This window comes from Streptomyces sp. NPDC005925 (genome assembly GCF_040638805.1).
Taxonomy (GTDB): Bacteria; Actinomycetota; Actinomycetes; order Streptomycetales; family Streptomycetaceae; genus Streptomyces.
Genome location: NZ_JBEXVL010000024.1, coordinates 43,528 through 67,750 on the forward strand (window position 1 = coordinate 43,528; position 24,223 = coordinate 67,750).

Annotated in this window: 21 protein-coding genes and 1 pseudogene; 9 read left to right on the plus strand and 13 right to left on the minus strand. The window is 70.8% G+C overall.

Going from position 1 to position 24,223, the window contains the following annotated elements:
- Window positions 1-8 precede the first annotated feature (8 nt).
- The gene (locus ABZ354_RS22915; RefSeq protein WP_358659550.1) at window positions 9-755 is read right to left on the minus strand and encodes a DUF4142 domain-containing protein; all 747 of its coding nucleotides are present in this window, start codon (window positions 753-755) and stop codon (window positions 9-11) included.
- Window positions 756-1,183: 428 nt separating this feature from the next.
- On the opposite strand from ABZ354_RS22915, the gene ABZ354_RS22920 reads away from it, so the two are divergent.
- On the plus strand, window positions 1,184-1,387 hold the full coding sequence (locus ABZ354_RS22920) for a cold-shock protein (RefSeq protein ID WP_358659552.1): 204 nt from the start codon (window positions 1,184-1,186) through the stop codon (window positions 1,385-1,387).
- A 160-nt stretch (window positions 1,388-1,547) separates the two neighbouring features.
- Here the strand turns inward: ABZ354_RS22920 and ABZ354_RS22925 are convergent, their stop codons facing one another.
- The 7 genes and pseudogenes from ABZ354_RS22925 to ABZ354_RS22955 form a co-directional block, all read right to left on the minus strand.
- Complete coding sequence (locus tag ABZ354_RS22925; RefSeq protein ID WP_358659554.1) at window positions 1,548-1,928, minus strand: hypothetical protein; 381 nt, start codon at window positions 1,926-1,928, stop codon at window positions 1,548-1,550.
- Between the two features lie 128 nt (window positions 1,929-2,056).
- On the minus strand, window positions 2,057-2,356 hold the full coding sequence (locus tag ABZ354_RS22930; protein ID WP_358659556.1) for an SCO5918 family protein: 300 nt from the start codon (window positions 2,354-2,356) through the stop codon (window positions 2,057-2,059).
- 121 nt (window positions 2,357-2,477) lie between these two features.
- Window positions 2,478-3,950 carry a DEAD/DEAH box helicase gene (locus ABZ354_RS22935; RefSeq protein WP_358659557.1) on the minus strand — a complete coding sequence of 491 codons (1,473 nt, stop codon included), beginning with the start codon at window positions 3,948-3,950 and terminating at the stop codon, window positions 2,478-2,480.
- 393 nt (window positions 3,951-4,343) lie between these two features.
- Window positions 4,344-4,547, minus strand: coding sequence for a cold-shock protein (locus tag ABZ354_RS22940; RefSeq protein ID WP_069779708.1), 204 nt, complete (start codon window positions 4,545-4,547; stop codon window positions 4,344-4,346).
- A 419-nt stretch (window positions 4,548-4,966) separates the two neighbouring features.
- Window positions 4,967-5,256: pseudogene (locus ABZ354_RS22945) on the minus strand (MerR family transcriptional regulator).
- Between the two features lie 116 nt (window positions 5,257-5,372).
- Entirely contained in the window at window positions 5,373-5,840 is a 468-nt protein-coding gene (locus tag ABZ354_RS22950; protein ID WP_358659559.1) for a DUF5990 family protein, read from the minus strand.
- 127 nt (window positions 5,841-5,967) lie between these two features.
- Complete coding sequence (locus ABZ354_RS22955; protein ID WP_358659610.1) at window positions 5,968-7,242, minus strand: helix-turn-helix transcriptional regulator; 1,275 nt, start codon at window positions 7,240-7,242, stop codon at window positions 5,968-5,970.
- Window positions 7,243-7,456: 214 nt separating this feature from the next.
- Between ABZ354_RS22955 and ABZ354_RS22960 the strand changes: the two genes are divergently transcribed.
- Window positions 7,457-8,164 carry a DUF4232 domain-containing protein gene (locus ABZ354_RS22960; RefSeq protein WP_358659561.1) on the plus strand — a complete coding sequence of 236 codons (708 nt, stop codon included), beginning with the start codon at window positions 7,457-7,459 and terminating at the stop codon, window positions 8,162-8,164.
- A 40-nt stretch (window positions 8,165-8,204) separates the two neighbouring features.
- On the opposite strand, the gene ABZ354_RS22965 is transcribed toward ABZ354_RS22960, so the two are convergent.
- Window positions 8,205-12,494 carry a HEAT repeat domain-containing protein gene (locus ABZ354_RS22965; RefSeq protein ID WP_358659563.1) on the minus strand — a complete coding sequence of 1,430 codons (4,290 nt, stop codon included), beginning with the start codon at window positions 12,492-12,494 and terminating at the stop codon, window positions 8,205-8,207.
- Window positions 12,495-13,187: 693 nt separating this feature from the next.
- On the opposite strand from ABZ354_RS22965, the gene ABZ354_RS22970 reads away from it, so the two are divergent.
- Entirely contained in the window at window positions 13,188-14,552 is a 1,365-nt protein-coding gene (locus ABZ354_RS22970; protein ID WP_358659565.1) for a phosphatase PAP2 family protein, read from the plus strand.
- Window positions 14,553-14,876: 324 nt separating this feature from the next.
- Here the strand turns inward: ABZ354_RS22970 and ABZ354_RS22975 are convergent, their stop codons facing one another.
- Window positions 14,877-16,373, minus strand: coding sequence for an MFS transporter (locus tag ABZ354_RS22975; protein ID WP_358659567.1), 1,497 nt, complete (start codon window positions 16,371-16,373; stop codon window positions 14,877-14,879).
- Between the two features lie 509 nt (window positions 16,374-16,882).
- Between ABZ354_RS22975 and ABZ354_RS22980 the strand changes: the two genes are divergently transcribed.
- The 3 genes from ABZ354_RS22980 to ABZ354_RS22990 all read left to right on the plus strand — a co-directional run bounded on the left by ABZ354_RS22980 (window position 16,883) and on the right by ABZ354_RS22990 (window position 19,131).
- On the plus strand, window positions 16,883-17,863 hold the full coding sequence (locus ABZ354_RS22980) for a helix-turn-helix transcriptional regulator (protein ID WP_358659569.1): 981 nt from the start codon (window positions 16,883-16,885) through the stop codon (window positions 17,861-17,863).
- 245 nt (window positions 17,864-18,108) lie between these two features.
- Window positions 18,109-18,573 carry a DUF4383 domain-containing protein gene (locus ABZ354_RS22985; protein WP_358659571.1) on the plus strand — a complete coding sequence of 155 codons (465 nt, stop codon included), beginning with the start codon at window positions 18,109-18,111 and terminating at the stop codon, window positions 18,571-18,573.
- A gap of 75 nt (window positions 18,574-18,648) precedes the next feature.
- Window positions 18,649-19,131, plus strand: coding sequence for an MSMEG_6728 family protein (locus ABZ354_RS22990; protein WP_358659573.1), 483 nt, complete (start codon window positions 18,649-18,651; stop codon window positions 19,129-19,131).
- A 70-nt stretch (window positions 19,132-19,201) separates the two neighbouring features.
- Here the strand turns inward: ABZ354_RS22990 and ABZ354_RS22995 are convergent, their stop codons facing one another.
- On the minus strand, window positions 19,202-19,666 hold the full coding sequence (locus ABZ354_RS22995; protein ID WP_358659575.1) for a hypothetical protein: 465 nt from the start codon (window positions 19,664-19,666) through the stop codon (window positions 19,202-19,204).
- Between the two features lie 1,264 nt (window positions 19,667-20,930).
- On the opposite strand from ABZ354_RS22995, the gene ABZ354_RS23000 reads away from it, so the two are divergent.
- Window positions 20,931-21,740, plus strand: a complete 810-nt coding sequence (locus tag ABZ354_RS23000; protein WP_358659577.1) for a formate/nitrite transporter family protein — start codon at window positions 20,931-20,933, stop codon at window positions 21,738-21,740.
- Between the two features lie 348 nt (window positions 21,741-22,088).
- Here ABZ354_RS23000 and ABZ354_RS23005 read toward each other — a convergent pair whose 3' ends face one another.
- On the minus strand, window positions 22,089-22,295 hold the full coding sequence (locus tag ABZ354_RS23005; protein ID WP_358659579.1) for a hypothetical protein: 207 nt from the start codon (window positions 22,293-22,295) through the stop codon (window positions 22,089-22,091).
- A 216-nt stretch (window positions 22,296-22,511) separates the two neighbouring features.
- Between ABZ354_RS23005 and ABZ354_RS23010 the strand changes: the two genes are divergently transcribed.
- Together ABZ354_RS23010 and ABZ354_RS23015 are read left to right on the plus strand one after the other, a co-directional pair.
- Complete coding sequence (locus ABZ354_RS23010; RefSeq protein WP_358659581.1) at window positions 22,512-22,793, plus strand: hypothetical protein; 282 nt, start codon at window positions 22,512-22,514, stop codon at window positions 22,791-22,793.
- 104 nt (window positions 22,794-22,897) lie between these two features.
- Window positions 22,898-23,299: a hypothetical protein gene (locus ABZ354_RS23015; protein WP_358659582.1), complete on the plus strand. Its 402-nt coding sequence runs from the start codon at window positions 22,898-22,900 to the stop codon at window positions 23,297-23,299.
- Between the two features lie 325 nt (window positions 23,300-23,624).
- Here ABZ354_RS23015 and ABZ354_RS23020 read toward each other — a convergent pair whose 3' ends face one another.
- Window positions 23,625-24,170 carry a hypothetical protein gene (locus ABZ354_RS23020; protein WP_358659584.1) on the minus strand — a complete coding sequence of 182 codons (546 nt, stop codon included), beginning with the start codon at window positions 24,168-24,170 and terminating at the stop codon, window positions 23,625-23,627.
- Window positions 24,171-24,223 lie beyond the last annotated feature (53 nt).

The window sequence follows — 24,223 nt, forward strand, 5'->3', positions numbered from 1 at the left end:
AGCGGGGATCAGCGGATTGTCGGGCGTGCGGTCGGAGTGGGTGACGTGGTGTCCACGTTCAGGCCGGGCGGCTCGGTGAGGGCGACGACGGGCGCCCCGGGCTGCGGTGGCGGCGGCGTGAGCTGTTCGTCGGGGAGTTTGGGCGGGTTGGTCTGCTGGAAGTTGACCTGGTCGAAGTTGACCATGCCGGTCTTCTCCAGCACGGTGATGTGGTCCAGGACCGTGTCGTTGGCCTGGTCGGCGAGCTGCCGTACCAGCGTGTTCTGGGTGCCGGCCCGGATCTTGGCGATCACCGGGAAGATCTGGCCGTGGGTCACGCGCATGATGCCGACCGCCGTGATGTCGAACTGCTTGCCCGTGCTGCCGTCCGCCGTCGCCACGAACTGCTGCTGCTGCGGGCTCGCCTGGTTCGGCAGGGTGACCCCCAGTTCGGGAGCGATCTTGCGGCACGTCGCGTCGAGCCGCGAGTGCCCGGCCACCAGGTGCTCGCCGGCCTCCTTCATCTCGGGCGTCGTGCCCCGCCGCATCGCCAGCAGGCCGAGCGGGTGCTCCCACAGCCCCGCCGCCCGGACCTTCACCACGAAATCCCGGTCGGCCTCGGTGAGCGGGCCGTAGCGGGTGTTGGCGATCACGCGGGACGGGGTCGTCGCCGTGTTCTGCACCCCGAGCATCGCGGGGTAGGCGAGCGCGGCGAGGGTCAGGACCAGGCCACCGCCGATGAAGACGGTGCCTGCCGCCCTGCGCGACATGCGCATGATGCCTCCTGGTGTGTACGGGCCGGTCCCCAGGAGGTACGTACGGCACGGCGGAAGCGATCAATCCGCCGACCGGGAAACCTGGGGCGGCGGGGAGAGGGGAAGGGGGAGAGGGGGAATTCCTCTCTCCCCTCTTTCCCTCTCGTGTGATGACAGGAGTGAAGGGCAGGAGAGACGGGCGCAGTGGGTGCGGGCTTTCGGTGCGGGGCGGCGGTGAGGCGCGTCGGCGGCTGACGAGCCTGACGTGCGGGCACGGTCGCGTAACCAGCGAGGCCGCCCCCGCCGTGCTAACGTCGCTAGGAGTTGCGGTCTTGGTTCCCAGGTGTGAATTACCCGGTGTTTTCCTCCGGGCGGGGCAATCATTTCGGCGACAAGGGAGGTTTCACACGGTGTGGAATCTCCGGCAGTGCCCCGAAGGAGAATTTGGTATGGCAACCGGCACCGTGAAGTGGTTCAACTCGGAAAAGGGCTTCGGCTTCATCGAGCAGGACGGCGGTGGGCAGGACGTCTTCGCCCACTACTCGAACATCGCAGCCCAGGGCTTCCGTGAGCTTCAGGAAGGCCAGAAGGTGACCTTCGACATCACGCAGGGCCAGAAGGGCCCGCAGGCGGAGAACATCCGCCCCGCCTGACACACACGGCACGAGAAGGCCGGGGATCGCGTGGACGCGCCCCGGCCTTCGTGCGTCCCGGGGCGCCCCGGCGACCGCGGTCTCGTGCTCCGTACGGTGTGACCCGCGTCGGTTTGCTCCGCCGTACGCCCCGTCCGTCCGCAGTCGGGCGGGACCCCGTCTACTGGTCCGAGTAGCCGATGTCCCCGACGGTCCAGGCGTGCACGTCCTCGAGCGCGACGCGGTACATGCCGCCCGTGTCGGGGATGCCGAAGCTGCCCTGGAGGATCCTCGCGACGTGGAAGTGCAGGTGGGTGGGGCGGGCGGAGGCGTCGGGGCTGTCCGCCGGGCGGGTGTCGGCCGGGGCGAACACGTCGGAGAACGGGCGGAGCCGGGCGGAGTCCCGCAGGACCTCTGCCACGCGCTCCCGCCACATGGCCTCGGGAGCCAGCCGTCCCGTGATGACGGCCCCGGGGACCACCACGGTGAGGGACATCTGGCTGGTGCCCTCCGACTCCACCTTCGCGGCGAGGCCGGCGAGCAGGTCATCAGGGTTGGACATGGGTCAGGAGCCTACCGCTAAGACACGGCCCCGCAGGCGATCCGTGGGGAAAACAGGAAGGGCCGGCCGCTGCGCGCGAGGGCGCAGCGGCCGGCCCCATACCGGTCGACCGGGTGGGTGGGCCCGGGTCACTCCCCCAGTTGCGCGGACGCGGCCTGCATCGGGGTCAGCCCGTCCAGCGGGGCGGCCGTGTTGGGCGCGGGGTGGCAGGTGAAGCCCAGGCGGATGAGCGCGCGGGCCACCTCCGACGCGGTGAAGTCACGCCGGTCCTGCCTCGTGATCACTTCCCCCACCTGCTTGACGGGGTAGGTGCGGCGGCCGATCGTCACGGAGATTCCCGTGACCTCCTCGGCCTTGATGCCCTTCATCTTCTCCTCGACCTCGCTCTTGGTCAGGTCGAAGGGGTAGCGGGCGATGACACAGCGCATGGTGCCTCCACGGGCTTGAGGGAAAGCCGGAAGTGATTCCGGGAGCGGTGCGGTGGAGCTGGGGTGCTCGGTGCAGCGGGTGAAGCGGGTCGTGCGGTGATACGGGTCTCGGTGCGCGGGTTCAGCGTCGGCCGGTGGAGGCCGCGCGGGGACCGCGGCGTCCGCGCCGGCTCCGCCCGGCGGAACCGCCCGCGCGCTCCGAACGCTGGGCGGGCGGCGGGGTGATGACGACGGGCACGCCCGACGGGGCCTGCGCTCCGGTGATCCGGCTCAGTTCGGCCTCGCCGGAGCGGACCTTCGTGGACCGCGGGGTGATCCCGGCGTCGTGCATGAGGCGGTCCATCGAGCGCCGCTGGTGCGGCAGGACCAGGGTGACGACCGTGCCGGACTCGCCCGCGCGGGCCGTACGGCCGCCGCGGTGCAGGTAGTCCTTGTGGTCGCTGGGCGGGTCGACGTTCACGACGAGGTCGAGGTTGTCGACGTGGATGCCGCGCGCGGCGACGTTGGTCGCCACCAGGACGGTGACGTGGCCCTCTTTGAACTGGGTGAGCGTCCGGGTGCGCTGCGGCTGGGACTTGCCGCCGTGCAGCGCCGAGGCGCGTACACCGACCGCCAGCAGCTGCTTGGTGAGCCGGTCCACGGCGTGCTTGGTGTCCAGGAACATGATCACGCGGCCCTCGCGGGCGGCGATCTCCGTGGCCGTGGCGTGCTTGTCGGCGTCGTGCACGTGGAGCAGGTGGTGCTCCATCGTGGTGACGGCGCCGGCCGACGGGTCGACCGAGTGCACGACGGGGTCGTGCAGGTAGCGGCGTACGAGAAGGTCGACGTTGCGGTCCAGGGTGGCGGAGAACAGCATCCGCTGCCCGTCGGGGCCCACCTGGTCGAGCAGGGCGGTGACCTGCGGCATGAAGCCCATGTCGGCCATCTGGTCGGCCTCGTCGAGGACGGTGATGGCGACCCGGTCGAGGCGGCAGTCACCGCGGTCGATGAGGTCCTTCAGCCGTCCCGGCGTGGCGACGACGACCTCGGCACCGGCGCGCAGCGCGCTGGCCTGCCGGCCGATGGACATGCCGCCCACGACCGTGGCGAGCCGCAGCCGCAGCGCGCGGGCGTACGGGGTGAGCGCGTCGGTGACCTGCTGGGCCAGTTCCCGTGTGGGCACGAGGACCAGCGCGAGCGGCTGCCGGGGTTCGGCGCGCCGGCCGTTCGTACGCGCCAGCAGGGCCAGGCCGAAGGCGAGGGTCTTGCCGGAGCCGGTGCGTCCGCGGCCGAGGACGTCACGGCCGGCGAGCGAGTTCGGCAGCGTGGCCGCCTGGATGGGGAAGGGGACGGTGACGCCTTCGGTGCCGAGCGCGGTCAGCAGCGGCGCGGGCATGTCGAGGTCGGCGAACGCCTCGACCGGCGGCAGCGCCGCCGTGATGGTGACGGGCGTGGCGAACTCGCCGCGCAGTGGCGCGGGGCGGCCCGCGCGGGTGCTCTTGCCGGCGCCGCCCTTGGCGGAGCGGGACGGGAACGACTGGCGGGCCGAGCCCTGGGGACGGAAGCGGCTGCCACGGGAGGACGCGGTGGAGCCGTTACGGGTGGTGCGGTTCATCTGGAACCTTCCTCGATGCGGATACGGCACGTATCGAGGAAGTCCTCCGAGCGGCAGCGGTGCCGAATGAGGATTCGCAAGAATGAGCCGAAGAAAGATGGTGGTCGCGGCGCCGGCTGAAAGATCTGCGCGATACCTGCGAGAGACCAGCGACAGTCTGTGAGCGACCTGCGAGAGATCCGCGACAGTCTGCGAAAGCTCTGCGACTGGTCTGGGAAGTGTCCGCGGCGGTGTCTGCGAGAGATCTTTGGCGGCTCACCGTTGAACAGGTGGCGTGGCGCTCGGCGGGCCGGACGGGAAAACGCAACGGGCTGGGGCCCGCAACCCCAAAGAGCGCGGGCCCCAGCCGTGTTGTCAGCGTCAGCGTGATGCGTCAGCTTGTACGCGTCAGCGTCAGGCGGGAACGATGTTCTCGGCCTGCGGGCCCTTCTGGCCCTGCGTGACGTCGAAGGTAACCTTCTGGCCTTCCTGAAGCTCGCGGAAGCCCTGGGTGGCGATGTTCGAGTAGTGGGCGAACACGTCGGCGCCGCCACCGTCCTGCTCGATGAAGCCGAAGCCCTTTTCCGCGTTGAACCACTTCACGGTGCCAGATGCCATATTGAATCTCCCTTGGGGGCAGTGCCCGGAGCCCGCACCTTGCGGACCCGGAGTCGCCGCGATGATCACCCTCCGGAGATTTTCGGAAAATCCTCGAGCCCCGGACAGTTCAGCAAACGAAAAGAGTGCTCGTCGACAAAAGGTCGAGAGAGCACTCGAAAGTCTCTGTTAACCAAAACTGCAACTGTTATCACGGTAGCACAGGGATCCCGGCAAGGTCCGCTCTTGCCGGCCACTGATCCATTGGACCCTCCCCTGGTGGTCCATTGGGGTGTCCTATGGGGTGTCCGCCGGCCGTAATCCGCGGGAGCCGCGCCGCGAAATTCTCCATCGGCGAAGAGAGGTATGGCCGGTGTCCGTGAGGCTCGGTCCACGCCCTCGCCCGCCCCCGGCTCCGTGCCCTGCCGGCGCCGTTCCTCCTACGTCCGCAGGGCGTCCGCGAGCTGGTCCTCCGGGAGACGACGCGGCGCGCGGCCTCGACCGGCGTGCCCGGGCCGACGGGTTCGGGGCACGCGCCGCGACCCTCAACCGGCGCCGCGAGTACCGCCGGTGGCCGCCGCCCGACCGCGGCGGCGCGATCAGCCCGGCCCGGCCGACGGGCCGGGCAGGAGGCGGGCGTCACGCCGGGCACGGCCGCGGCCCGGCCCTCGGTGTACGCGGGGTGGTCGCCGTCGTCGAGGCCGCCGCCGACCGCGTTGTCAGTGCACACCGGTGGGCATGGCGCTGTCGCCGCGGAGTCGACCCCGCCGGCGAAACCCTCACCGCGCCGCGGGCCGATACTTCCACTCAGGACGGCAGATTTCCGCCCGCGCGTCGTGGCGCGGGTCACGAGGGTCCGGCGGTCCAGGTGATCCGCGGGGGCAGGACCCGCGCGCACACCGGCCCGCCGTCCGGGCCGGTCAGGCCGAGCCGCCCGACCAGCAGGCCCCCGCGTGCGGCGGCGGCCAGCGTGTCCTCGGGGACGACGTCGAGCATGAGCTTGGCGCGGCGGAACATGCTGAACCCGCCCGAGTCGTCGACCGTGCCCCACGACAGGAACACGAACCGGCGGCCCAGCCGGTCCTGCACGTACGGTCCCCGCACGTCGACGCCGTCCGGCGAGGCGACCGCGGTGCACTCCAGGGTCCACGTCGCGGACGCGGCGTCACCGGGCTGCGGGTCGAGGAGCTCGCCCGGCAGGCCGCGCCGCTGCACGGCGACGTGGACATCGGTGTACGTGGTGACGGCGCTGCCGTCGGCGGGCACCGGGCAGGTACGGCCGGGCAGGTCGAAGGCGTCGATACGGATACGCATGGGAGCCATCATCCGCTTCCCGCCGGGCGGGGTGCCTTCACCCGGGCCTCATCCGCCCCGGTCCGCCGGTTCCCGCCCGCCCGACCGCGTACCCCCCCCTTGATCGCGTGTGCCGGGGCCCGGCGGGTCAGCCGCGGATGTCCGGGTTCTGCGGGTCGCGGCCCCACGCGGAGTCGCCGAGTGGGTAGGTGTACGCGGGCCGTCCCGCGTTCCCGCTCGTGCGGAAGGGGTTGCCGTGGTCGTCGACGCGTACGGTGTGCCGCTCACCCCCGCTGGACCACTCCAGCTCCAGGTACCAGCTCACGTCGTGCGCCCGCGCGTCCGCGAAGACGTGGAAGACCTCCGGGTCGGACTCGCTCACCTTGTACGGGAACCCGCGCTGACCTGCCCCGGGGGAGACCACGGGCCGCCCGGCGTCGAGGTCCACGCCGAAGGCCGTCGTCTCCACGCCGCCTCCGCAGCCGACGCCCATCGCGAAGTCGTTCCAGGCGAGCGGCGCGCTCCTGTCCACCACGCGCACGTGCAGTTGCTCCAGGACGACGGCCGCCCTGCCGGTGCCGTGCACGGTCAGCTCGAGCATCTGCTGCCCGGCGGCGACCCCGCCGAGCGCGGTCACCCAGCCGCGCGCGTCCGGCTCGCCCGGTGGCGGAGGCACCTGCTCGGGCTGCCGGCCGACCAGGTAGTGCTGACTGCACGGCCCTTCCCACCTGTACGGGTCCACGGTGACGGTGGGCGCGTGGACCCCGCCCTCGAAACCGTCGCCCCGCGCGCCGGAGCCGGAGGGAGAGGGGGACACCGCGGGGTTGCCGTCGCCGGGCGAGGACGGTGACGCCGGTCCCGCGCCGTCCGCGCCGGGCGACGGGGAGGCCCCGGCACTCCCGCCGCCCGCCGGGGAGGCGGCGGCCCCGCCGGTCTGCTGCCCGCGCCGGTCGTCCTCCCCGCCCCCCGGCAGGAGACTCACCACGAGTACGGCGGACACCAGCGCGGCGGCCACGGCGGCACCGGCGAGGACGAGACGTCGCCGCTGCCGCGCCGCGGGAGCGGGTGCCGGGGGCGGCTCGGTTTCGCCGTCGCCGCCCTCCTCCGCCGGCCGCGCCGGTACCGAGGGAGTGGCGGAGGGGCCGGACTCCAACCCGGGCTCCGTACCGCTGCCGCCCTTCTGCCCGCGCCGGGCGTCGGCGAGGATCCACAGCCGGTGCAGCCGCAGCAGTTCCCCGGACGTCGCCCCGCACACCCGGGCGAACCGTTCCACGGGCGCGTAGTCCGCCGGTACGGCGTCCCCGTTGACGTACCGGTGAAGCGTGGACGCACTCGTGTGCAGCCGCTTCCCGAGCACCCCGTAACTGAGCCCGGACCGTTCCTTCAGCCGGCCCAGCAGCTCCGAGAACTCGTCCCCCGCCACCATTCCCCGTCTCCCCACGTCCCGGACCGGCATTCCAGGGGGAGGTCGTTCCCCCAGGTCGGAGCTGTTGCGAGCGTTCCAGCGTCCCGGATGCCCCGGCAGAGGTGGCGGCCGGGACGCAGCGCCCCGCAAGCTCGGACCATCCAAGCACGCCGCTCCCGGGGCATCCGGTCGAGCGGCCGGCCCACCAGCCGTACCGCATCAGGGGGATCACATGTCCGCACGCACCCACCGCACCCGTATGCTCGCCGCCGCCGCGCTCGCCGCCGCCGTACTGACACTGACGGCCTGCGACGACGGTGACGGCGCCCGGGTGGAGGGGGCGGACCGCCCCGCGGCCACGGCCGCCACCGCGTCCCCGTCCCAGCCGGACAAGGCCACGAAGGAGACGGGTGCGGCGGCCTCCGCGGACCCGGAGAAGCCCGGGAAGCCCGAGGACCACGGGAACCGCCGGAACGACGGGAACCGCGGGAACGACGGGGACCGCGAGGACTCGGGGGCCGGTGCCGCCGCCTCCGCCCCCTGCACCAGCGCCTCCACCCGTATGACCGCCACCGAGGTCACGCGCCCCCTGAACCACCTGCTCCTCACCGTCACCAACACCGGCTCGAAGAACTGCGACCTCGTCGGCCACCCGGCCGTCCGCCTCGGCGAGGCCCAGGCCGTACCGCCGGCCTTCGAGGACTCCAAGCCGCAGGCGGTGGTCACGCTGGCGCCGGGCGAGTCGGGTTACGCGGGCGTTCTGCTCGCCGCAGCGGACGGCAGCGGTTCGCACGGCTACACCGCCAGGACCCTCTCGGTCTTCCTCGGCGACGACGCGGGCAGCGCCCACCCGTCACTCCCCGCGAAGGGCGTGTACGTGGACGACTCGCTCACGGTGACGTACTGGCAGGCGACGATGGCGGACGCCCTGGCCTGGTGACGCGCGGGCCCCTCCCGCCGCGCGGGGTGGCCCGGTGGGGTCACGTGTCCGCGCGCCGGAAGGCCGCCGCCACGTCGAGCGCGACCGAGGCCGCCCGCCGGGCGGCCTCGGTCTGCTTGGCCTTCTTGTCCACGCCCATCTCCTCGTCGCCGAGGTCGCTGACGCACTTGAGCATGGCGCCGCCCACGAAGTTCTTCGCCTTGAACGTCTCGTAGATCGCGTGCAGCACGCCGTGCGCCTCGGTCTCCATCCCGCCGATGTCGGCGGACAGACCGAGCAGCTGGGCACGTAGTTCCGCGTCGCGCCAGGCGATCACCTTCTCGCCGCTCGCGAAGTCCTTCACCCGCAGGTCGTGGCCTTCCAGCGAGCCGTCGAGCTTGTTGCGGACGTTGAGGCGTTCGACGAGCCGCAGCACCTGTTCGTCCGTCCGGTAGACCTGCGGCCGTACGCCGCCGCCCTCCGGCCGGACCTTCTCCGGGCCGTAGTCGAAGACCTCCCGCGCCAGCAGTACGTCGCCCAGCGCCACACCGTGCTCGCCGAAGCCGCCGCACACCCCGACCAGGAGCACCAGGTCCGGCCGGAACGTGGACAGCAGGTCGCGCGTCACCGCCGCCGCCGACTGGCCCCCCTGGTCGGTGGCCTGCGTGGTGACCACCCGGACACGGCCCTGGCTCCGGCCCGCGGGTTCCAGTTCGAAGACGTCGTAGTACCGGCCGTCGCGCTGCACCTCGGCCGTGCCGATGCCGCATTCGTCGAGCACGTGGAAGAGCGCCTTGGTCTCCACGGGTACGGCCGTGAGCAGGGCGACGTGGTAGTCGTCCGCGGACTCCCCGGAGCTCTCGGCATCCACGGTGCTGGGCGCTGTCACTTCGAACCTCGACTTCCGTTGTTCGCGGAATCCGGCGAGCACCGCCTCGGGCTCGCGGCTGAACGACTCGACGTCGGCCTGTACGCGTTTGCGCTCGGCCAGGAGCCCCCGCTCGGCGTCCAGAGCGGCCTGCAGGTGCGGGTTCTCCGGCGGGCCGTCGCCGATGAGTTCCACGAGGCGGGTGAAGACCCGGTCCGCGACGGCCAGGGGGAGCAGGCGCAGCTGGGCGAGCGGCGGGGTGATCGTCGCCCGGAAGGTGTTCGGCCGAGTCAGCAGGTGGGCGACGCTGGGGAGCAGCGCCTCGGTGTAGTCCGGGTCGTCGGCCGCGGCCCGTACGACGGCCGTCGCCGCGACCCCCAGGACGCCCGCGTCGGTGTCACGGGGCCGTTTGTCCGGCCGCGGGTGCTCGGGCGCGACGATGAACCTGATGAGGTCCGGGTCCGCCTGGCCGGCCCGCGCCAGTCCTTCGAGAGCCGTGGTGCGGTTCAGCGGATCGTTGTCGTCGCGGATCACGCCGACCAGCCAGTCCTTCGTCTTCGGCGTGATCTCCCGGCGGCCGACCAGATTGACGAGGGCGCCGCGCAGGGCGCGTCCGTTCCGGTCCCCGCGGGCGGTGTACTTGAGCCGGTCGGCGACCTCCGTGATCCACGACTCGTCCCCGGTGTCCAGGTGGGTGAGGGAACCCGCGGCGGCGCGCCGGGTCACGTAGGTCTCCTCGGGGTTGCGGATGGTCTCCCGCAGGACCTCCGCCGCCTCGGGACTGCCGATGTGCCCGAGGGCGTTGGCGGCCGATCCGCGCACCTTGTCGTCGGGGTCGTCGTGGATCGCCGCGGTGAGCGCGGTGATCGCCTTCGGGTCGCGGATGCGGCCGAGGGCGTTGGCGGCCGACCCCCGGGTGTGGCTGTCGGTGTCGTTGGCGAGGGCGGCGGTGAGCGCGGTGATCGCCTCCGGGTCGCCGATGCGGCCGAGCGCGTTGGCGGCTGAGCCCTGCACGTTGGAGTCGGTGTCGGTGGCGACGGCGGCGGTGAGCGCGGTGATCGCCTCCGGGTCCGCGATGCGGCCGAGCGCGTTGGCGGCCGAACCCCGGACGTTGGCGTCGGTGTCGTGCGCGAGGGCGCGGGTGAGCGTGGGGACCGCCTCCGGCCGGCCGATGCGGCCGAGCCCTTTGGCGGCCGAACCCCGGACGTTGGCGTCGACGTCGTGGGCGAGCGCGGCGACGAGCGCGGGAACCGACTCGGGGTTGCCGATGAGACCGAGGGCGTTCGCGGACGAACCCCTGCAGTGACTGTCGGTGTCGTCGGCGAGGGCGCGGGTGAGCGTGGGAACGGCCTCGGGGGCGCCGATGCGGCCGAGGGCGTTGGCGGACGAGCCCCGGACGTTGCTCTCGGTGTCGGTGGTGAGCGCGGTGGTGAGCGCGGGAACCGATTCGGGGCTGCCGATGAGACCGAGGGCGTTCGCGGCCGAGCCCCGGACTCCGGCGTCGGGGTCGTCGGTGAGCGCCGTGGTCAGCGCGGGGACCGCCTCGGGGCTGCCTATGTGTCCGAGGGCGGTGGCGGCGGAGCCTCGGACTCCGGTGTCGGTGTCGTCGGCGAGCGCGGTGGTGAGCACAGGGACGGCTTCGGGGCTGCCGATGTGCCCGAGCGCGGTGGCGGCCGACCCCCGGACGGCGCCATCCGGGTCGGCCCCGGTGGCCTCCAGGAGGGCGATGACGGCCCGGTACGCGCCGATCCGGCCGAGCGCGGTGGCGGACGCTCCGCGGACCGAGGCGTCCGTGTCGTCCCGCATCGCTATCTCCAGGGAGTCGACGTCCTGCTCACCGCCGTTGGTACTGAGCCAGTTCGCGCTGCGCCGGCGCGCCAGCGGATCGGGATCGTCGCGCAGCCACGCCAGCCGCTGCGCCGCCGCCTCCTCGTCGCGGGCGGGTCCCTTCGGCGCGGTCGCCTCCCTCTTGCTCCGCTGGTGGGTACGGCGCAGCCGCTGGAGGGACGCGGCGTCCAGCAGACCGTTCCACAGTGCGGCCTGGACGATGTCCGCGAACTGGGGGTCAGCCGCCTGGAGCGCCCGCAGCAGACCGCGCTGGAGCCCGTCGCGCAGCACGGCCGCAGGCACGCCAGCCAGTGCCCCGGCCAGGCGGTCGCGTGTCTGGCGCCCCTGCGTGAAGCACTCCCCGAGCCGCCGCCACAGCATCTCCCGCGCCTCGTCGCCCAACACGCCCCGGTTGGCCAGCAGGACGTCCACGATCAGTTCGGGCGGCAGCGGCTTGGCGCCCTCGGCGAGCAGGCCCCGTACGGCGGTGTCGGGGTCGGGCTGCAGGCCGACCCAGTCACCCAGGCACTGGTCCAGGTAGCCGGGGTCGAGGACGACGGGGGGCGGGCTGGTGTTCTGCCAGGCCAGGGCCAGGCCGAAGTCCACGAAGGCCGGGTGCATGAGGCTGTACTGGCCCTCCTCCGGGTCGCCGACCGGCTCCACCATCTGCGTCTCGAGGAACGTTTTCACCGTGTGGGCGATCGCCTCCTCGTCCTGCCACACCCGGCCGAGCAGCGCCTCCACGTCCACGTCGAGGAAGTCCGCGTTGCCCTTGCCGGTGGTGATCGCGGCCAGTGCCGCCGCGCACAGCGCCGCCTTCATGCCCAGCCCGCGCTTCGCCGCTTCCTTCTCCGCCCTGGCCGTGCCGAGCCGGCCCTCGCTGTGGGGCCGTACGACGGTCTCCTGGAGCAGGTCGGCTCGGCTGCGCGGGATTTTCCGGTCCGGGACGGACCGCGTGCCGAGCAGCCAGTCGGTCAGCAGCGACAGCATGAACGGGTTGGACGCCACGCCCAGCATGTCGCCCGTCTTGATCTCGGTGAGCGCGTCGGCGGCCGACCCGCCGTTCTCGGAGCCGTCGCACGAGGGGCCGTCGGCCGCCGAACCGCCCCGCATCCCGAGGTAGGTCTCGATGTCCTGCTCGCCCAGGGGCTCGATGGAGAGGGTCTCGACATCGCGCAGGACCGTCCGGTCCAGGTCGTCGACTCTGCCGCGGGACGTGGCCAGCACCGTGAAATCGTGGGACCCGGCGACGAGTTGCCAGATGAACCTCCCCTCGGGGGTCTCGTCGAACTCGAACTCGCGCCCCAACTCGTTCAGCGCGTCGACCAGGAAGACCACCCGGTTTTTGGTGACGTGTTTTTTCCACAGCGGTTCGTCGACGCCCGACGGGCGTAATCGCCGGGCGAACTCCTTCACGCTCAGGCCGCGCACGTCCCACTTCCTGAGCGTGCGGTTGTCGACGATGACGCAAGGAGTCTCGCGGTCCAGGAGCGCGATCGCGCACTGCAGAACGGCGGTGCTCTTGCCGCTGCCCGCGCCCCCCGTCACCAGCCACGTCTTGGGCTTCGGCTCGAACTTGGCCCGCCGGTTGGGAAGGTGCTCGAGAAACGCGTCGAACCGCAGATGTTCCCCGGAATCGTCCGCGGAATTACGCACCCGGAAAGTCGGGCGAAGATAGTGCTCGACGGTTCTGCTCACCAACCTGGCACGCCATGCGCTGTACGGTGAACCACTCATTCCGTCCCCCGGGTCCCGCTCCGCCCCACCCGAAAAGTGCTTCAAGTTATCACGAGGTGAAGATCGTGCAAACGGACCGGTGAGGCGCCGGCGACCGATCACGGCGGCGGGCAGCACCGGCGGTCCGGGAGGCGGATGCGCAGGCGGCCGGGGGGTCGACCGCGCACGAGGCCGGGAGGCGTCACGGGGCGCGGGGGAGTGGGGCGAGCGCCAGGCGCAGGCGGGGGTGAAGGGCCGGGAACCGGCCGGGGGGTGCCCCGGAGCGGGCGGCGATAATGGGACGCGTGCCGCGGCCCGGGAAGCCGACGGCACGTGCGTGCCGCTTCGTCCCACATGGCTCACATGCCTCTTGACCTGCACGGATTTGCTGTGCTTCGCTCGGCGGGAGTACGCGGGGGCGGCAAGCGGGGGGTGACGGATCGAGGAGGCGTGAGGTGCCGGGACCGGAACGGAACCCGGCCTGCCGTCTCCCCGTCCTGTCCTGCGAACGAACCCCGTCGAAGCCCGTCATCCGACCACCATCACGCCTAGCAAAGCTGCCGAACATTGAGACTCGTACGCCCGCAGGACTCGTCGCGAATAGGTGAGAGAACCGGGAGAGCCGGGAGAGCGGTGTCCTCCGCGTGCTCCGCGCTGCGCCGGCCACGGACGGCACTGTGGGCCGCGGTCGCGGTCGTGGCCCTGGGGTTCCTCGTCGCGCTGGAGTTCGCCGCCCGCCGCTACGGCGAGCCGGGCCCCCTCACCACCCAGGTGCGCGAGGTGGTGTTCCGCCCGAAGTCGGGCGGCCTGCTCTACGCGGCCATGGCGCTGATGATGGTGGTGCTCACCTGGCGGCAACGGTTGATCGCGCTGGCCGCGGCGATCGGCATCGACGTCGTCTTCCTGGTGGTCCGGTGGGCGGTGGACGCCGACGCGACCGAGGGCCACCCCTTCGGCAACGGCGCCCTGTGGGTGATCCTGGGCTGCGCGGTCGTCGCCGTCACGCGCCGCACCGGCCCGGAACGCGTGCTGCTGATGAAGGGCGTGGGGCTGGGCCTGCTGCTGGTGGCCGGCCGGAAGACCGGCGACACCTGGCTGCTCATCACCTCGAAGACCCGCCCGACGGTGCTCGACCAGTACGTGGCCACCGCCGACCAGGCGCTCGGCAACCCGTCCTGGCTGGTCGGACGGCTGGTCACGGCCACCGGCCGGATCGGTTTCAACGTCCTCGACATCGTGTACGGCCAGCTCGCCGTGGCCGCGGTCGTCGTCGCGCTGTACCAGCTGCGCCACGTGGCGGCGGAACGCCGCTTCCCGCGCCACCACCTCGTACGCACCTTCCTGCTGATCGGCCTCCTCGGCCCCGCCTTCTACATGGTCTTCCCGGTGGTCGGACCGCTCTTCGCCTACGGCACCGGCACCGAACACTGGGCCGGCATAAGCATCTGGTCCCCCGAGACGGACCCCAGCGAGCCCTGGGCCGTGGCCACCCTCTGGCCGCAGACGCTCCCGCCGGTCACCGCCCCGCACTCCATGCCGTTCGACGGCATCACCCCCCGGAACTGCATGCCCAGCCTGCACACGGCCTGGGCCACCGCGATCTTCATCCACTCCCGCAAGGGCCCGCGCGTGCTGCGTTTCGCGGGCACGTTCTGGCTGATCGCCACGCTCTGCGCGACCCTGGGATTCGGCTACCACTACGGTGTGGACCTCCTCGCAGGCGTGGTGTTCACGCTCACGATCGAGGCGGGCCTGCGCGCGTACGACCGGGGCTGGGACCGGTCGGGCGTCCGCCTCGTCGCCCACGGCACCACGGTCTTCACCGCGCTCCTGCTGTCCTACCGCTTCCTGCCGACCCCGATGGCCGAACACCGCTGGCTGGCCGGCCCCCTCCTCGTCCTGGCGATGGCCTCGGTGATCTACGGCTACGTACGCACCACGGCCCCCTGGGCGCTCGCGTCGGCACCCCAGGCGAAACCCCAGCCCGAACTCATCTGAACCGGCCGCCGGCCACCCCGGCCGCCCGCCGCCCGGCCGGGCCGTCCGACCGCATGCCCGGCGGTCCGCGCTCCTCACGCTGCCGCCCGCACGATCGTGGGCACGACGCGACGCGGTGGCCCCGCCGGAAGTACAGGTGATGCCGGTCGGCGGGGCGGTGACCGTGACGGTGACACGGTGGTGGTGGCCCGAGTGGGCGTCCCGCCGCCGCCCGCCGGGGTGTGGACACGTGGACGGGCCGGCCGCAGGCCGCCGCGCCCCCCGGGGGCGGGTTGGTGGAACCCGCGCCCCTCGTACGCCGGCAGCGTGATCGGCGCGATCCCGTCACCGCGCACCCGACCGCCCGCCGCGCAGGAAGACCGCGCTGGTGAGGACGCCGAGGAGCACGACGGCGGCGTTCACCGCGATCGCGGTCTTCAGCCCGCCGAGGACGGCGGAGGCACCGGAGCCGGTCATGGCGGCGGTGGCGACCGCGCTCATGATCGGCGTACCCATGGTGATGCCGACCTGCTGGGTCATGGTGGCGAGACCGGTGGCCAGACCCTGTTCGCCGTCGGCGAGGCCCGAGGTGGCGGTGACCATGAAAGCGACGATGACGAGCATGTTGCCCACGCCACCGGCGAAGGTGGCCAGCAGCAGCAGCCACATCCACGAGCGGTCGTCACCGAGGCCGAGCAGAGCCGCGGTGAACACGAACTGCAGGACGCCGCCGACGATCAGGGTCCGCTTCGTGCCGAACCTCCCGATGACCTTCGGGGCCGCGGAGCCGCCGACGACCGTTCCGAGGCCGAGCACACCGAAGGACAGACCGGCGGCGAGCGGGGAGAACCCGAGCACTTCCTGGAGGTAGAGCGTCAGCAGGAAGACCAGGGAGGTCTCGGTGAGGAAAGCGATCAGACCGGCGGCATTGCCCCAGGCCACCGACCGTTTGCCCAGCACGGCGACCGGCACGAGCGGCGCGGGCACCCTGCGCTCGACGGCGTGGAACACCAGCAGCAGGACGACGCCCGCGCCCAGCGACAGCAGGACGTCCACCGAACCCCACCCCTTCTCTCCCGCCCGCGTCAGCCCGAAGACGACAGCCAGCAGGCCGAGCGTGACGCTGACCGCGCCGGGCAGATCCAGCTTCGGACGCTCGTCGGGCCGGGACTCCTCGATGACCGTCGGCGCGATGACCAGCACGGCCAGGGCTACGGGCACATTGACGAAGAACGCCCAGCGCCACGACAGCAGGTCGGTCAGCAGGCCGCCCAGGACGGCGCCCGTGGTGAATCCGGCCGACATCAGCGCCCCGTTGAGGCCGAGCGCCTTCTCCCGCAGCGGCCCCTCCGGGAACGAGGTCGTCAGCAGTGACAGTCCGGCCGGGGTCACGGCGGCGGTGGCCAGGCCCTGGAAGACGCGGGCCGCGATCAACACCTCCGGATTCTGCGCCAGGCCGCCCACCAGCGAGGACACGCCCAGCACGACGAGTCCGCCCAGGAACAGCCGACGCCGGCCGAACAGGTCCGCGACCCGGCCGAAGAGCAGCGTGAATCCTGCCGCGCACAACGCGAAGGAGGTGGCGATCCACTGCAGACGCCCCAGCGGGAAACCCAGGCCCTCACCGATCACCGGGAGGGCCACGTTCAGGATGGAGAAGTCCACGGCCAGCATGAACTGCGCGGCGAGCAGCAGCACGAGCACCAGCCGGAGGCGGGGGGTGAGCGAGGCCGGGGCCGTGCCGACGGCGGTCCCCGCAGCGACACCGGTCCCCGCAGCGACACCGGTCCCCGCAGCGACACCGGTCGGAGGACCGGGCGCCTCCGAATCAGCAACAGACATACGTCGAGCCCTCTCCTGATGCATCCGGACGTGCCACCGCGCGACACAACGACACGCCTGCGACCACGCGACACCGCGACCACGTGACATCGCGACCACGTGACATCGCGACGACCCCATGACGCGACGACCACATGACGCCGCGATCGCGTGACGCGACGACCACGTGACGCCGCGACCACGTGACCGGGCGCCGTGCGCGCTTATGGAAGAAGGCTCGTCGGCCTGCGGGCGCCCAGCCAGAACCGGGCTCGGCGCAGTCGCACGGAGACTGGTCATGACAGGACCACCCTCGGGCCGCCCGGACGGGAGAACAGCCGGGCATCATGGAACGGCGTCGGCTCCCGGCGGCCCGGCCCAGGGTGCCGGCCCACGTCGTCGGCCGTGACCGACCGCGACGCCGTCGTCTGCCCGGGGCGCAAGGGAGCCGTACGGGTGGCGCAGGGGTGACCTACGGTGACGTACGGGCGCTGTACGGGCCGCGCACGGGATGCGTATGGGAGGCACACATGAACGCCCCGTCCGAGCTGGGAGATTTCCTCAAGTCCCGCCGCGCGGCGCTGCGACCCGAGGACGTCGGCATCACCCCGCACCCGTCCCGCCGCCGCGTCGCCGGACTGCGCCGCGAGGAACTGGCCACGCTCGCCGGCGTCAGCATCACCCACTACACCCGCCTCGAACAGGGCCGCGCCACCGGCGCCTCCGACAGCGTGCTGGAGGCGATCGCACGCACTCTGCGCCTGAGCGACGACGAGACGACCCACCTGAAGGCCCTGGCCCGGCCGGCCGCCACGTCGTCGACCCGCCGCCCCGCGCCGGCCCGGGCGGAACACGCAGGCGCCTCGACCCGGCAGCTCCTGACGGCCATGACGGACGTACCGGCCCTGGTCCTGGACCGCCGCAACGACGTCCTCGCCTGGAACCGCCTGGGCCACGCCCTGCTCGCCGGGTACCTGCCCCCCGAGTGCCCGTACACCCCGGCCACCCGACCCAACCTGACCCGCATGCTCTTCCTGGACGAGCGCTACGGGAACCGGTACCCGCACTGGAACGAGGAAGCCCAACTGGCCGTGGCCTCCCTCCGCCTGACCGCGGGCCGCCACCCCGACGACCGCGCCCTGGCCGAGCTGGTCGGCCACCTCACCGTGCACTGTGACGAGTTCGCCTCCCGCTGGGCCCGGCACCCGGTGCGCACCTGCACCTCCGGCGTGAAACACCTGCGCCACCCCCTGGTGGGCGCGCTGGACCTCAGCTTCGAAAACCTCGTCATCCCCGGCACCGCGGACCACCGCCTGATCACCTACACGGCCGAGCCGGGCTCCCCGTCACAAGCGGCCCTGCTCCTCCTGACCGGCGCGACGGCCCCGGCGGCACGGGACACGAGCGCGGCACGGGACACGGGCGCGGCACGGGACACGGGCGCGGCACGGGACACGGGCGCGGCGTGGGACGCAGGGATGGCGCGGGACTCCGGGACGGCGCGGGAGTAGGACCCCGGCCATAGGACCCCGGCCATAGGACCCCGGCAGTAGGACCGCGGCGATAGGACCCCGGCAGTAGGACCGCGGCCGTAAGGGTGCCGTCACGCTGTTCGCATGGCTGGGGGGGAGGAGGCATGATCCGGAACCCGGTGAATCGGCGGCGGTCTTTTATTTCCGCCAGGTGTGGTACTCGCGCTCAGGCACTGCCTTTCCTCCGTCTCGTCATCCACAAAGACAGTGGGGATCGACACATCATGAGCACACAGACACGCGGCGCGACCGGTGAATCCCCGGTGCAGCAGGCCGCAAAACTGGTGGGCGTCGTATTCCTGCTGGTGGGCGTCCTGGGATTCATCCCGGGCATCACCACCAGCTACAGCGCGATGGAGTTCGCCTCGCACGATTCGGGCGCCAAACTGCTCGGAGTCTTCCAGGTCTCCGTCCTGCACAACCTGGTCCACCTGGCCTACGGTCTTGCCGGTCTGGCGCTGGCCCGTACTGCTTCCGCCGCGTACAAGTATCTGCTGGTCGGCGGGGCCGTCTACCTGGTGTTGTGGATCTACGGCTTGATCGTCGACCGCCACAGTGACGCCAATTTCGTACCGCTCAACAACGCGGACGACTGGCTTCACTTCGTGCTGGGCCTCGCCATGATCGGCCTCGCACTCGTCCTCGCCCGACGTGGCTCCGGCACCCACGAGCGGGTTCAGAACCGGTAGAGGCCAGAGAGGCGGCGAATTCTTCGCCCCGCAAGGGGGGCGTCGAAGAGGGCGCTGCCCGACAGGGGCGATGGAATGCAGACTTTCCTTCCCTACCCCGACTTCAGATCCTCGGGCCTGGCCCTGGACCGTCGCCGACTCGGAAAACAGCGGGTCGAGGCATTGCAGGTGCTCCGTGGCCTCGTCGTGCCCGGCTACGGGTGGCGCCACCATCCGGCAGTGCGGATGTGGACCGGATACGAGGAAGCGCTGGTCCGGTACGGCCTGGAAATCTGCCGGGTGTGGCGCGAACAGGGCCACCAGGACAGCTGCGCGGCCACCCTGATCGCTGATTTCCTCGCGTTCCGGCCCCATGCGGCGGTTCGTGGGCAGAAGCCGCTGGCGGCCGCCGGGGAACTCCCGCCGTGGCTCGGCGACGACGCCTTCCACCGCAGCCACCGGTCGGCTCTGGTACGCAAGGACCGTGATGCCTACGCGCCCCTCTTCCCCGACGTGCCGAACGACCTGCCGTACATCTGGCCGACGTCGGACCGCCTGGGCGCACACTCCGACCAGTGACCGCGGGGCGGGCGGACACGGCTGCCCACCGGGTCCGTCCGAGACCGGATCCGGAATTTCCGTCATCGTCTCATAGGTGCTGCTTGGCTGCCCTGACCAGATGACTGATGTTGTCGCGGGTGCGCACCCGGAGACCGTCGAGCTCGGTCCTGTGGTGGGCCTTGGCAAGCGCCGTTATGTCCGCGAGCACGTCTTCCGCAGCTTGGCTCAGACTGGGCTCATCGGTGAGCATCTGCACTCGGAACAGCGCCTCTTGCGCGGTGGAGCGCAAGTCGTAGGCCCGGATACGCACCGAGTCGGGGTCCTCCGGTGGTGGTTGCTCGTTCTCGCAGAACCAGAGATGAACCAGGCAGCGACGATAGTTGATCAGCGCCCCGGCGTAGGCGGCGTAGGCGTCGAGTCGTTCCTGCCGGAGCTTCTCGCGACGGGTGAACCGATGGCTCCTGTCGGTGGTGCGCTGCTGATACGCCAGAGTGATCCCCGAACCGAGGAGGGTCCCCAGGACGGCTATGGCGCTGGCGATGATGGTCTCCACGCCCAAAGCTGAACACATGACGCTCGACTTGACGGTGTCTCGAACCCAACTCCCGGCAACACGTCGCCCACTGTGGTGGTGGGATGTCGGGGGCGTTCATGGGCGGCTGGGCGTCGGCGCCGGGACGGCTTCGAGTCTCGTCTGCACGACCATGAACGGCGCCCGATGAGACGGGCATGGAGACGGTGAGGGAGACGGACGGACATGCAGGGTCGAGGCGTCCGGCAGGTCCGGATCGCCGGTCTGACAGCTTCGCCCGTACGAGGGGCCGCCAGCAAGGACCGCGATGCCCCCGGCAGCTACCGCGAGTTCATCGGTCAGCTCTGCGCTTTCGCTGATGAGGCTGCCCAACACTGTGCGACACGCAGGCCCGGTGCGACCGCCACTGACGGTTGAGGCCATCGACTTACTTCTTCTTGCTCGGGTCTTGTCGGAGATCTTGGTGAGCTGGGTTTTCGCTGATCAGGAGCGATGGACCCGTGCGTCTAGTGGGCGTCCTTGGTCGTCACTGGCCACTGTTGGGCGGCCTCGGAGGCCCGGAGACGGTCCAGCTCTGGATCGCTCGGCTGGCTGCGGGCGCCTCAGCTACGGCCCGTCCGAACCTCATCCGACGACAGTCAGCGACGACGAGGACGCCGCCCGGTCACACTCGCGTACGTTTCACTGCACCCCCGCGGGCCTCAGCCGTCCTGTCGGCGCCGTCGATCAGATCGAAGACCGACGGCTGACCGGTGACGACGGTGCTGGAGCCTCAGCTCGGGAAGCGACGGCGCTTCGATGCCGCATCGCCTCCGACCTGCGCAGACGCCCCCTTGCCGGGTGACCGGAGGGTCAGGTCACACCGCTGTTGACCGTAATGGTCCGGTCGATGGACACGCTTGGGGCGCGGGGCCGTGAAGGAAGAAATCGGGATGTCCGCTCGAGCTGCCAGCGCTGACACCGTCCTACGCTCGCAGACGGGTGAGCGGGACGCGCCGGGGACCGGCCTTCGCCACGGCGACCTCCTTGGAACCGGGCCGCGTGCGGCGGGAGACGGCCGCTCTTCCGGTTCGGCCGTGCCGTCGGCCGGCTGCTGCTGCGCGTCACCCTGAGCGGGGACGGCGCTTCACCAGCCAAGGCACCCCCGTCCGCATCCTCCAGGAACTGAGCCGGGTGGACGGCGTGGGTGACGGAATCCTGGGACGGCCTCGCCGAAGATCTTCCGGAACGCTTCTACGACGCGGCCGACACGCTCCCGAGGTCACGCGGGACCGGAGGAACCACCATGCAGCCGGACGATCAGATCATGCAGGGCCCCGGGGAACGACGAGTCGCCGAGGCCGCGGAACGCATCGTGGCCGAGGGCCGGCCGCGGCTGCACCGCACGTGGACGTCGCTGGTGGCCACCTCGCTGCTCGGCGGCATCGACGTGGGTGTCGGCATCATGGTGTTGCTGTTCGTGCGGCACGAGACCGGCAGTGAACTGCTGGCCGGACTGGCCTTCTCCGTGGGGCTCATCGCCCTGCTGCTCGGCCACAGCGAGCTCTTCACGGAGGGCTTCCTGGTGCCCGTCGCCACCGTGATCGCCGGCGCGGCCACCTGGCTCGACCTGGCGCGGATGTGGGCGACGGTTCTGGTGATGAACCTGATCGGCGGATGGGTCTTCACCTGGATCGTCATGCAGGCATTCCCCGGCCTGCACAGCACCGCCGCCACGACGGGCGCGCACTTCGTCGACGGTGGGTACACGCTGAGCACCTTCTGCCTGACCGTGCTGGGCGGCAGCGTCATCACGCTCATGACCCGTATGCACCACGGCACGGATTCCATGACCGGGAAGATCGTCGCATCGATCATCGCCGCGTTCGTCCTGGCCGGACTCGGGCTGTGGCACTCGATCCTGGACTCCCTGATCGCGTTCGCCGGCCTGCACACCGGCAGGACGGCATACGGGTACGCGGACTGGCTGGTCTGGTTGGCCTGGGCGGTCCTGGGCAACATCGCCGGCGGCCTCCTGCTGACGACGGCACTGCGTCTGGTGCGCAGTGCCCCGGTACTGAACGAGGACGGGCCACCGGCCGAAGCCGGCCCCTGAAGACCGCCGGACGGGCGTGAGGCGCCGGTTCACATACGCGGCCTGCAACTGGGCCAGACGACCAATAAGGCCCAAGTCGATGACCTGGGCCTTATTCATGGAGCGGGTGACGAGAATCGAACTCGCGCTCTCAGCTTGGGAAGCTGCGGGCTATTGGGGCAGGTAAGGCCCCTGAGCTGGGCGTTCGCCGGGCACCAGATCTCATGGCTTTTGGTCGCCCTCACTGTGGTTCCCCGCTGTTCCCCGCTGCATCTGGTGCGCTTGTGGTGCGTCGGTCGTGTCCTGGTGCGATGCCGTCGACTCGTCGGCTGCGCCGTACAGGTCGGCGCGGAGACGCTCCTTGGCCGCTTAGAGGCGTGAGCCGTAGTCGGGCATGAAGATCTCGCTCAGCGTCTTGTCCAGCGTTCCGGAGATCGCGTAGATCGGCGACCAAACGGCTCGGTCATGCACGATCCCTTCAAGGTCGTCGGACTGGAGCATGACTTGGTAGAGCCAGTCCGACAGTACGAACGCTTGATCGCGCGTGAGCTTGATGGTGATCGCTTCCTCGTTCACGTCCTCAACCTAGCTGCCGCGACTGGCAGTGTCGTGGGCCCCGCTGCCCGTGAAGATCAACACATTCCCCAAGTCTGTTGGTCCCGCATGGAGCCGCGTGCAGGCCTGTTCACCTGCGTTCGCGAGTGGTCGAGCGACGGGCGCCCTCTCGCCTCCAACCGCTCCGGAACGGGCCTGACCGTCGCTGAATGAGACGGAAACTGAGACGGTGCCCCCATGAGCGACACTCCAGACCCTGGCAACCCGAACGGCATCCAGATAGGCGACATCTACGAAGACTGCTCGTTCCATCCGGTGCTGTGCACTGCGGTCGATGAGGTGGCGGGCGTCGTGCTCAGCGGTGTCTCCCTCATCGACGGCAGCTTCCCCCGCTCCTGCGATGCCCTCCACCGCGGGCCAATCCGAATCCGCGTTGAGGAGGTCATGACCATCAAGCAGGATCTTGAGGGCTACGCCCGCCGGCGGAAAGAAGAGCTACGTGCCGGGGACGACATCTGATCCATAGCTCTGGAGAGATCGGCCATTGAGGGTCATACAGGCTGCGGGGAAGGGCTTGGCGGTCGGTGGTGGTCCTTGCCGGTTGCTGGGGTTGCTGTACCTCGTTGCTGTACAGCAGCATCCTGACCGGGGGTGTGGTGATGGAACGGGAACAGCTCGAACGACTGCTGTGCGATGGCGACGACACGTCATCGGCCGCTCTGACTGCACTCCGTGCCGGCGCTGCTTACGTCATCTGGGACGGCACGACCTCACCCAAGTTGCTCGCGGCAATCTACGGGCGCCGACTCCGGCACACCGTGCGGAGGGGCATCGAGACCTCGGGCCTGGCGCGCGCCGTGCAACGCCTCGACCTCTACGCCCGGCCGGTCCGACTGGGGCAGATCAGGACTGCCGACAGGACTTGGGTCTTCATGTTGTTCCTCGACGGGGACGGCAGCACGCTGATCGCGTGCACGGGCGTCCGGCAGACCCAACCCGGACCGCCGCGACCAGACACCTGCTGAACCTCCGCGCCGCAGGCACGCTTTCCAACTGTGTTGGTGCGGTGGTGGGCGTCGTCCCCGGGCGTTCACCTGCGTTCATGGGCGGTCGGCCACCAAGGCGGAGGCGGCTCTGGGTCTCGTCTGAACGGCCGTGAACGGCGCTGAATGAGACGGGAACTGAGACGGAGCGGGGCCCCTCATGCCCCGGTGGTGTCGGTCCCTCGTGCATTATCCTGGCGTGTTGAAGATCCCCAGATATGAAGGCGCCCGACGCCTTCACCGTGGCTCCCCGCTGTTCCCCGCTCGTTCTCGTGCGCTTGTGGTGCAGGTGCTGGCCACTGAGACCTCACCTAGCCAAGACTCCCTGGGCTACGGCAATGAACCGCTGCACCATCTCGGTATAGCCATCGGCAGCCTCATCAGTCCTGTCTGAGGCGTCGCTCGACTCCTGCGACCTGTGGTCGGTGATGCGCGACTCCTCCCACATGCGCTGTCTGAATCTCTCGGCGGCGCCTATGACGCGCCCGGCTGCGTTGATGGCCTCCTCGGGGCCCATCAACGTGATGAGGCTACTGATCTTGATGAGGCCTTGGATCGACTCGTTGAAGGCTATGAGCTGGTCATGCAGCATGGATGTCACAGCCTTCGAGGCATCCGTGACGGCCTGTGTGGCTGTGATGAACGCTGCAAACGCATCACGTCGCTGCTCGCGTAGCCAATGACCGTGCTCGGCTGCGGCTTGGTCGTGAACGGCCTGGCGCGTGGCTGCGGCGGTCTTCTCCGCACCTATGCGAGCTCCTCGAACAGCGGCTACCCCGCCGGCTACTGCTCCGCCGAGAGCGCCGACCATGCCAGCTATGCCAGCGACGAACGCGGCTACACCTTGATCCATGTTGAGGGCATAGCACGTACTGACGAGGAGCGGCTACACGTTTGCCAAGGCGA

Coding starts and splice junctions, on each gene's coding strand:
- ABZ354_RS22990 (WP_358659573.1), top strand. CDS start 18,649: ATGCAGACTTTCCTTCCCTACCCCGACTTCAGATCCTCGGGCCTGGCC.
- ABZ354_RS23020 (WP_358659584.1), bottom strand. CDS start 24,170: ATGGATCAAGGTGTAGCCGCGTTCGTCGCTGGCATAGCTGGCATGGTC.
- ABZ354_RS22930 (WP_358659556.1), bottom strand. CDS start 2,356: ATGCGCTGTGTCATCGCCCGCTACCCCTTCGACCTGACCAAGAGCGAG.
- ABZ354_RS22920 (WP_358659552.1), top strand. CDS start 1,184: ATGGCAACCGGCACCGTGAAGTGGTTCAACTCGGAAAAGGGCTTCGGC.
- ABZ354_RS22980 (WP_358659569.1), top strand. CDS start 16,883: ATGAACGCCCCGTCCGAGCTGGGAGATTTCCTCAAGTCCCGCCGCGCG.
- ABZ354_RS22950 (WP_358659559.1), bottom strand. CDS start 5,840: ATGCGTATCCGTATCGACGCCTTCGACCTGCCCGGCCGTACCTGCCCG.
- ABZ354_RS22925 (WP_358659554.1), bottom strand. CDS start 1,928: ATGTCCAACCCTGATGACCTGCTCGCCGGCCTCGCCGCGAAGGTGGAG.
- ABZ354_RS22975 (WP_358659567.1), bottom strand. CDS start 16,373: ATGTCTGTTGCTGATTCGGAGGCGCCCGGTCCTCCGACCGGTGTCGCT.
- ABZ354_RS22940 (WP_069779708.1), bottom strand. CDS start 4,547: ATGGCATCTGGCACCGTGAAGTGGTTCAACGCGGAAAAGGGCTTCGGC.
- ABZ354_RS22915 (WP_358659550.1), bottom strand. CDS start 755: ATGCGCATGTCGCGCAGGGCGGCAGGCACCGTCTTCATCGGCGGTGGC.
- ABZ354_RS22935 (WP_358659557.1), bottom strand. CDS start 3,950: ATGAACCGCACCACCCGTAACGGCTCCACCGCGTCCTCCCGTGGCAGC.
- ABZ354_RS22985 (WP_358659571.1), top strand. CDS start 18,109: ATGAGCACACAGACACGCGGCGCGACCGGTGAATCCCCGGTGCAGCAG.
- ABZ354_RS22960 (WP_358659561.1), top strand. CDS start 7,457: ATGTCCGCACGCACCCACCGCACCCGTATGCTCGCCGCCGCCGCGCTC.
- ABZ354_RS23010 (WP_358659581.1), top strand. CDS start 22,512: ATGAGCGACACTCCAGACCCTGGCAACCCGAACGGCATCCAGATAGGC.
- ABZ354_RS23000 (WP_358659577.1), top strand. CDS start 20,931: ATGCAGCCGGACGATCAGATCATGCAGGGCCCCGGGGAACGACGAGTC.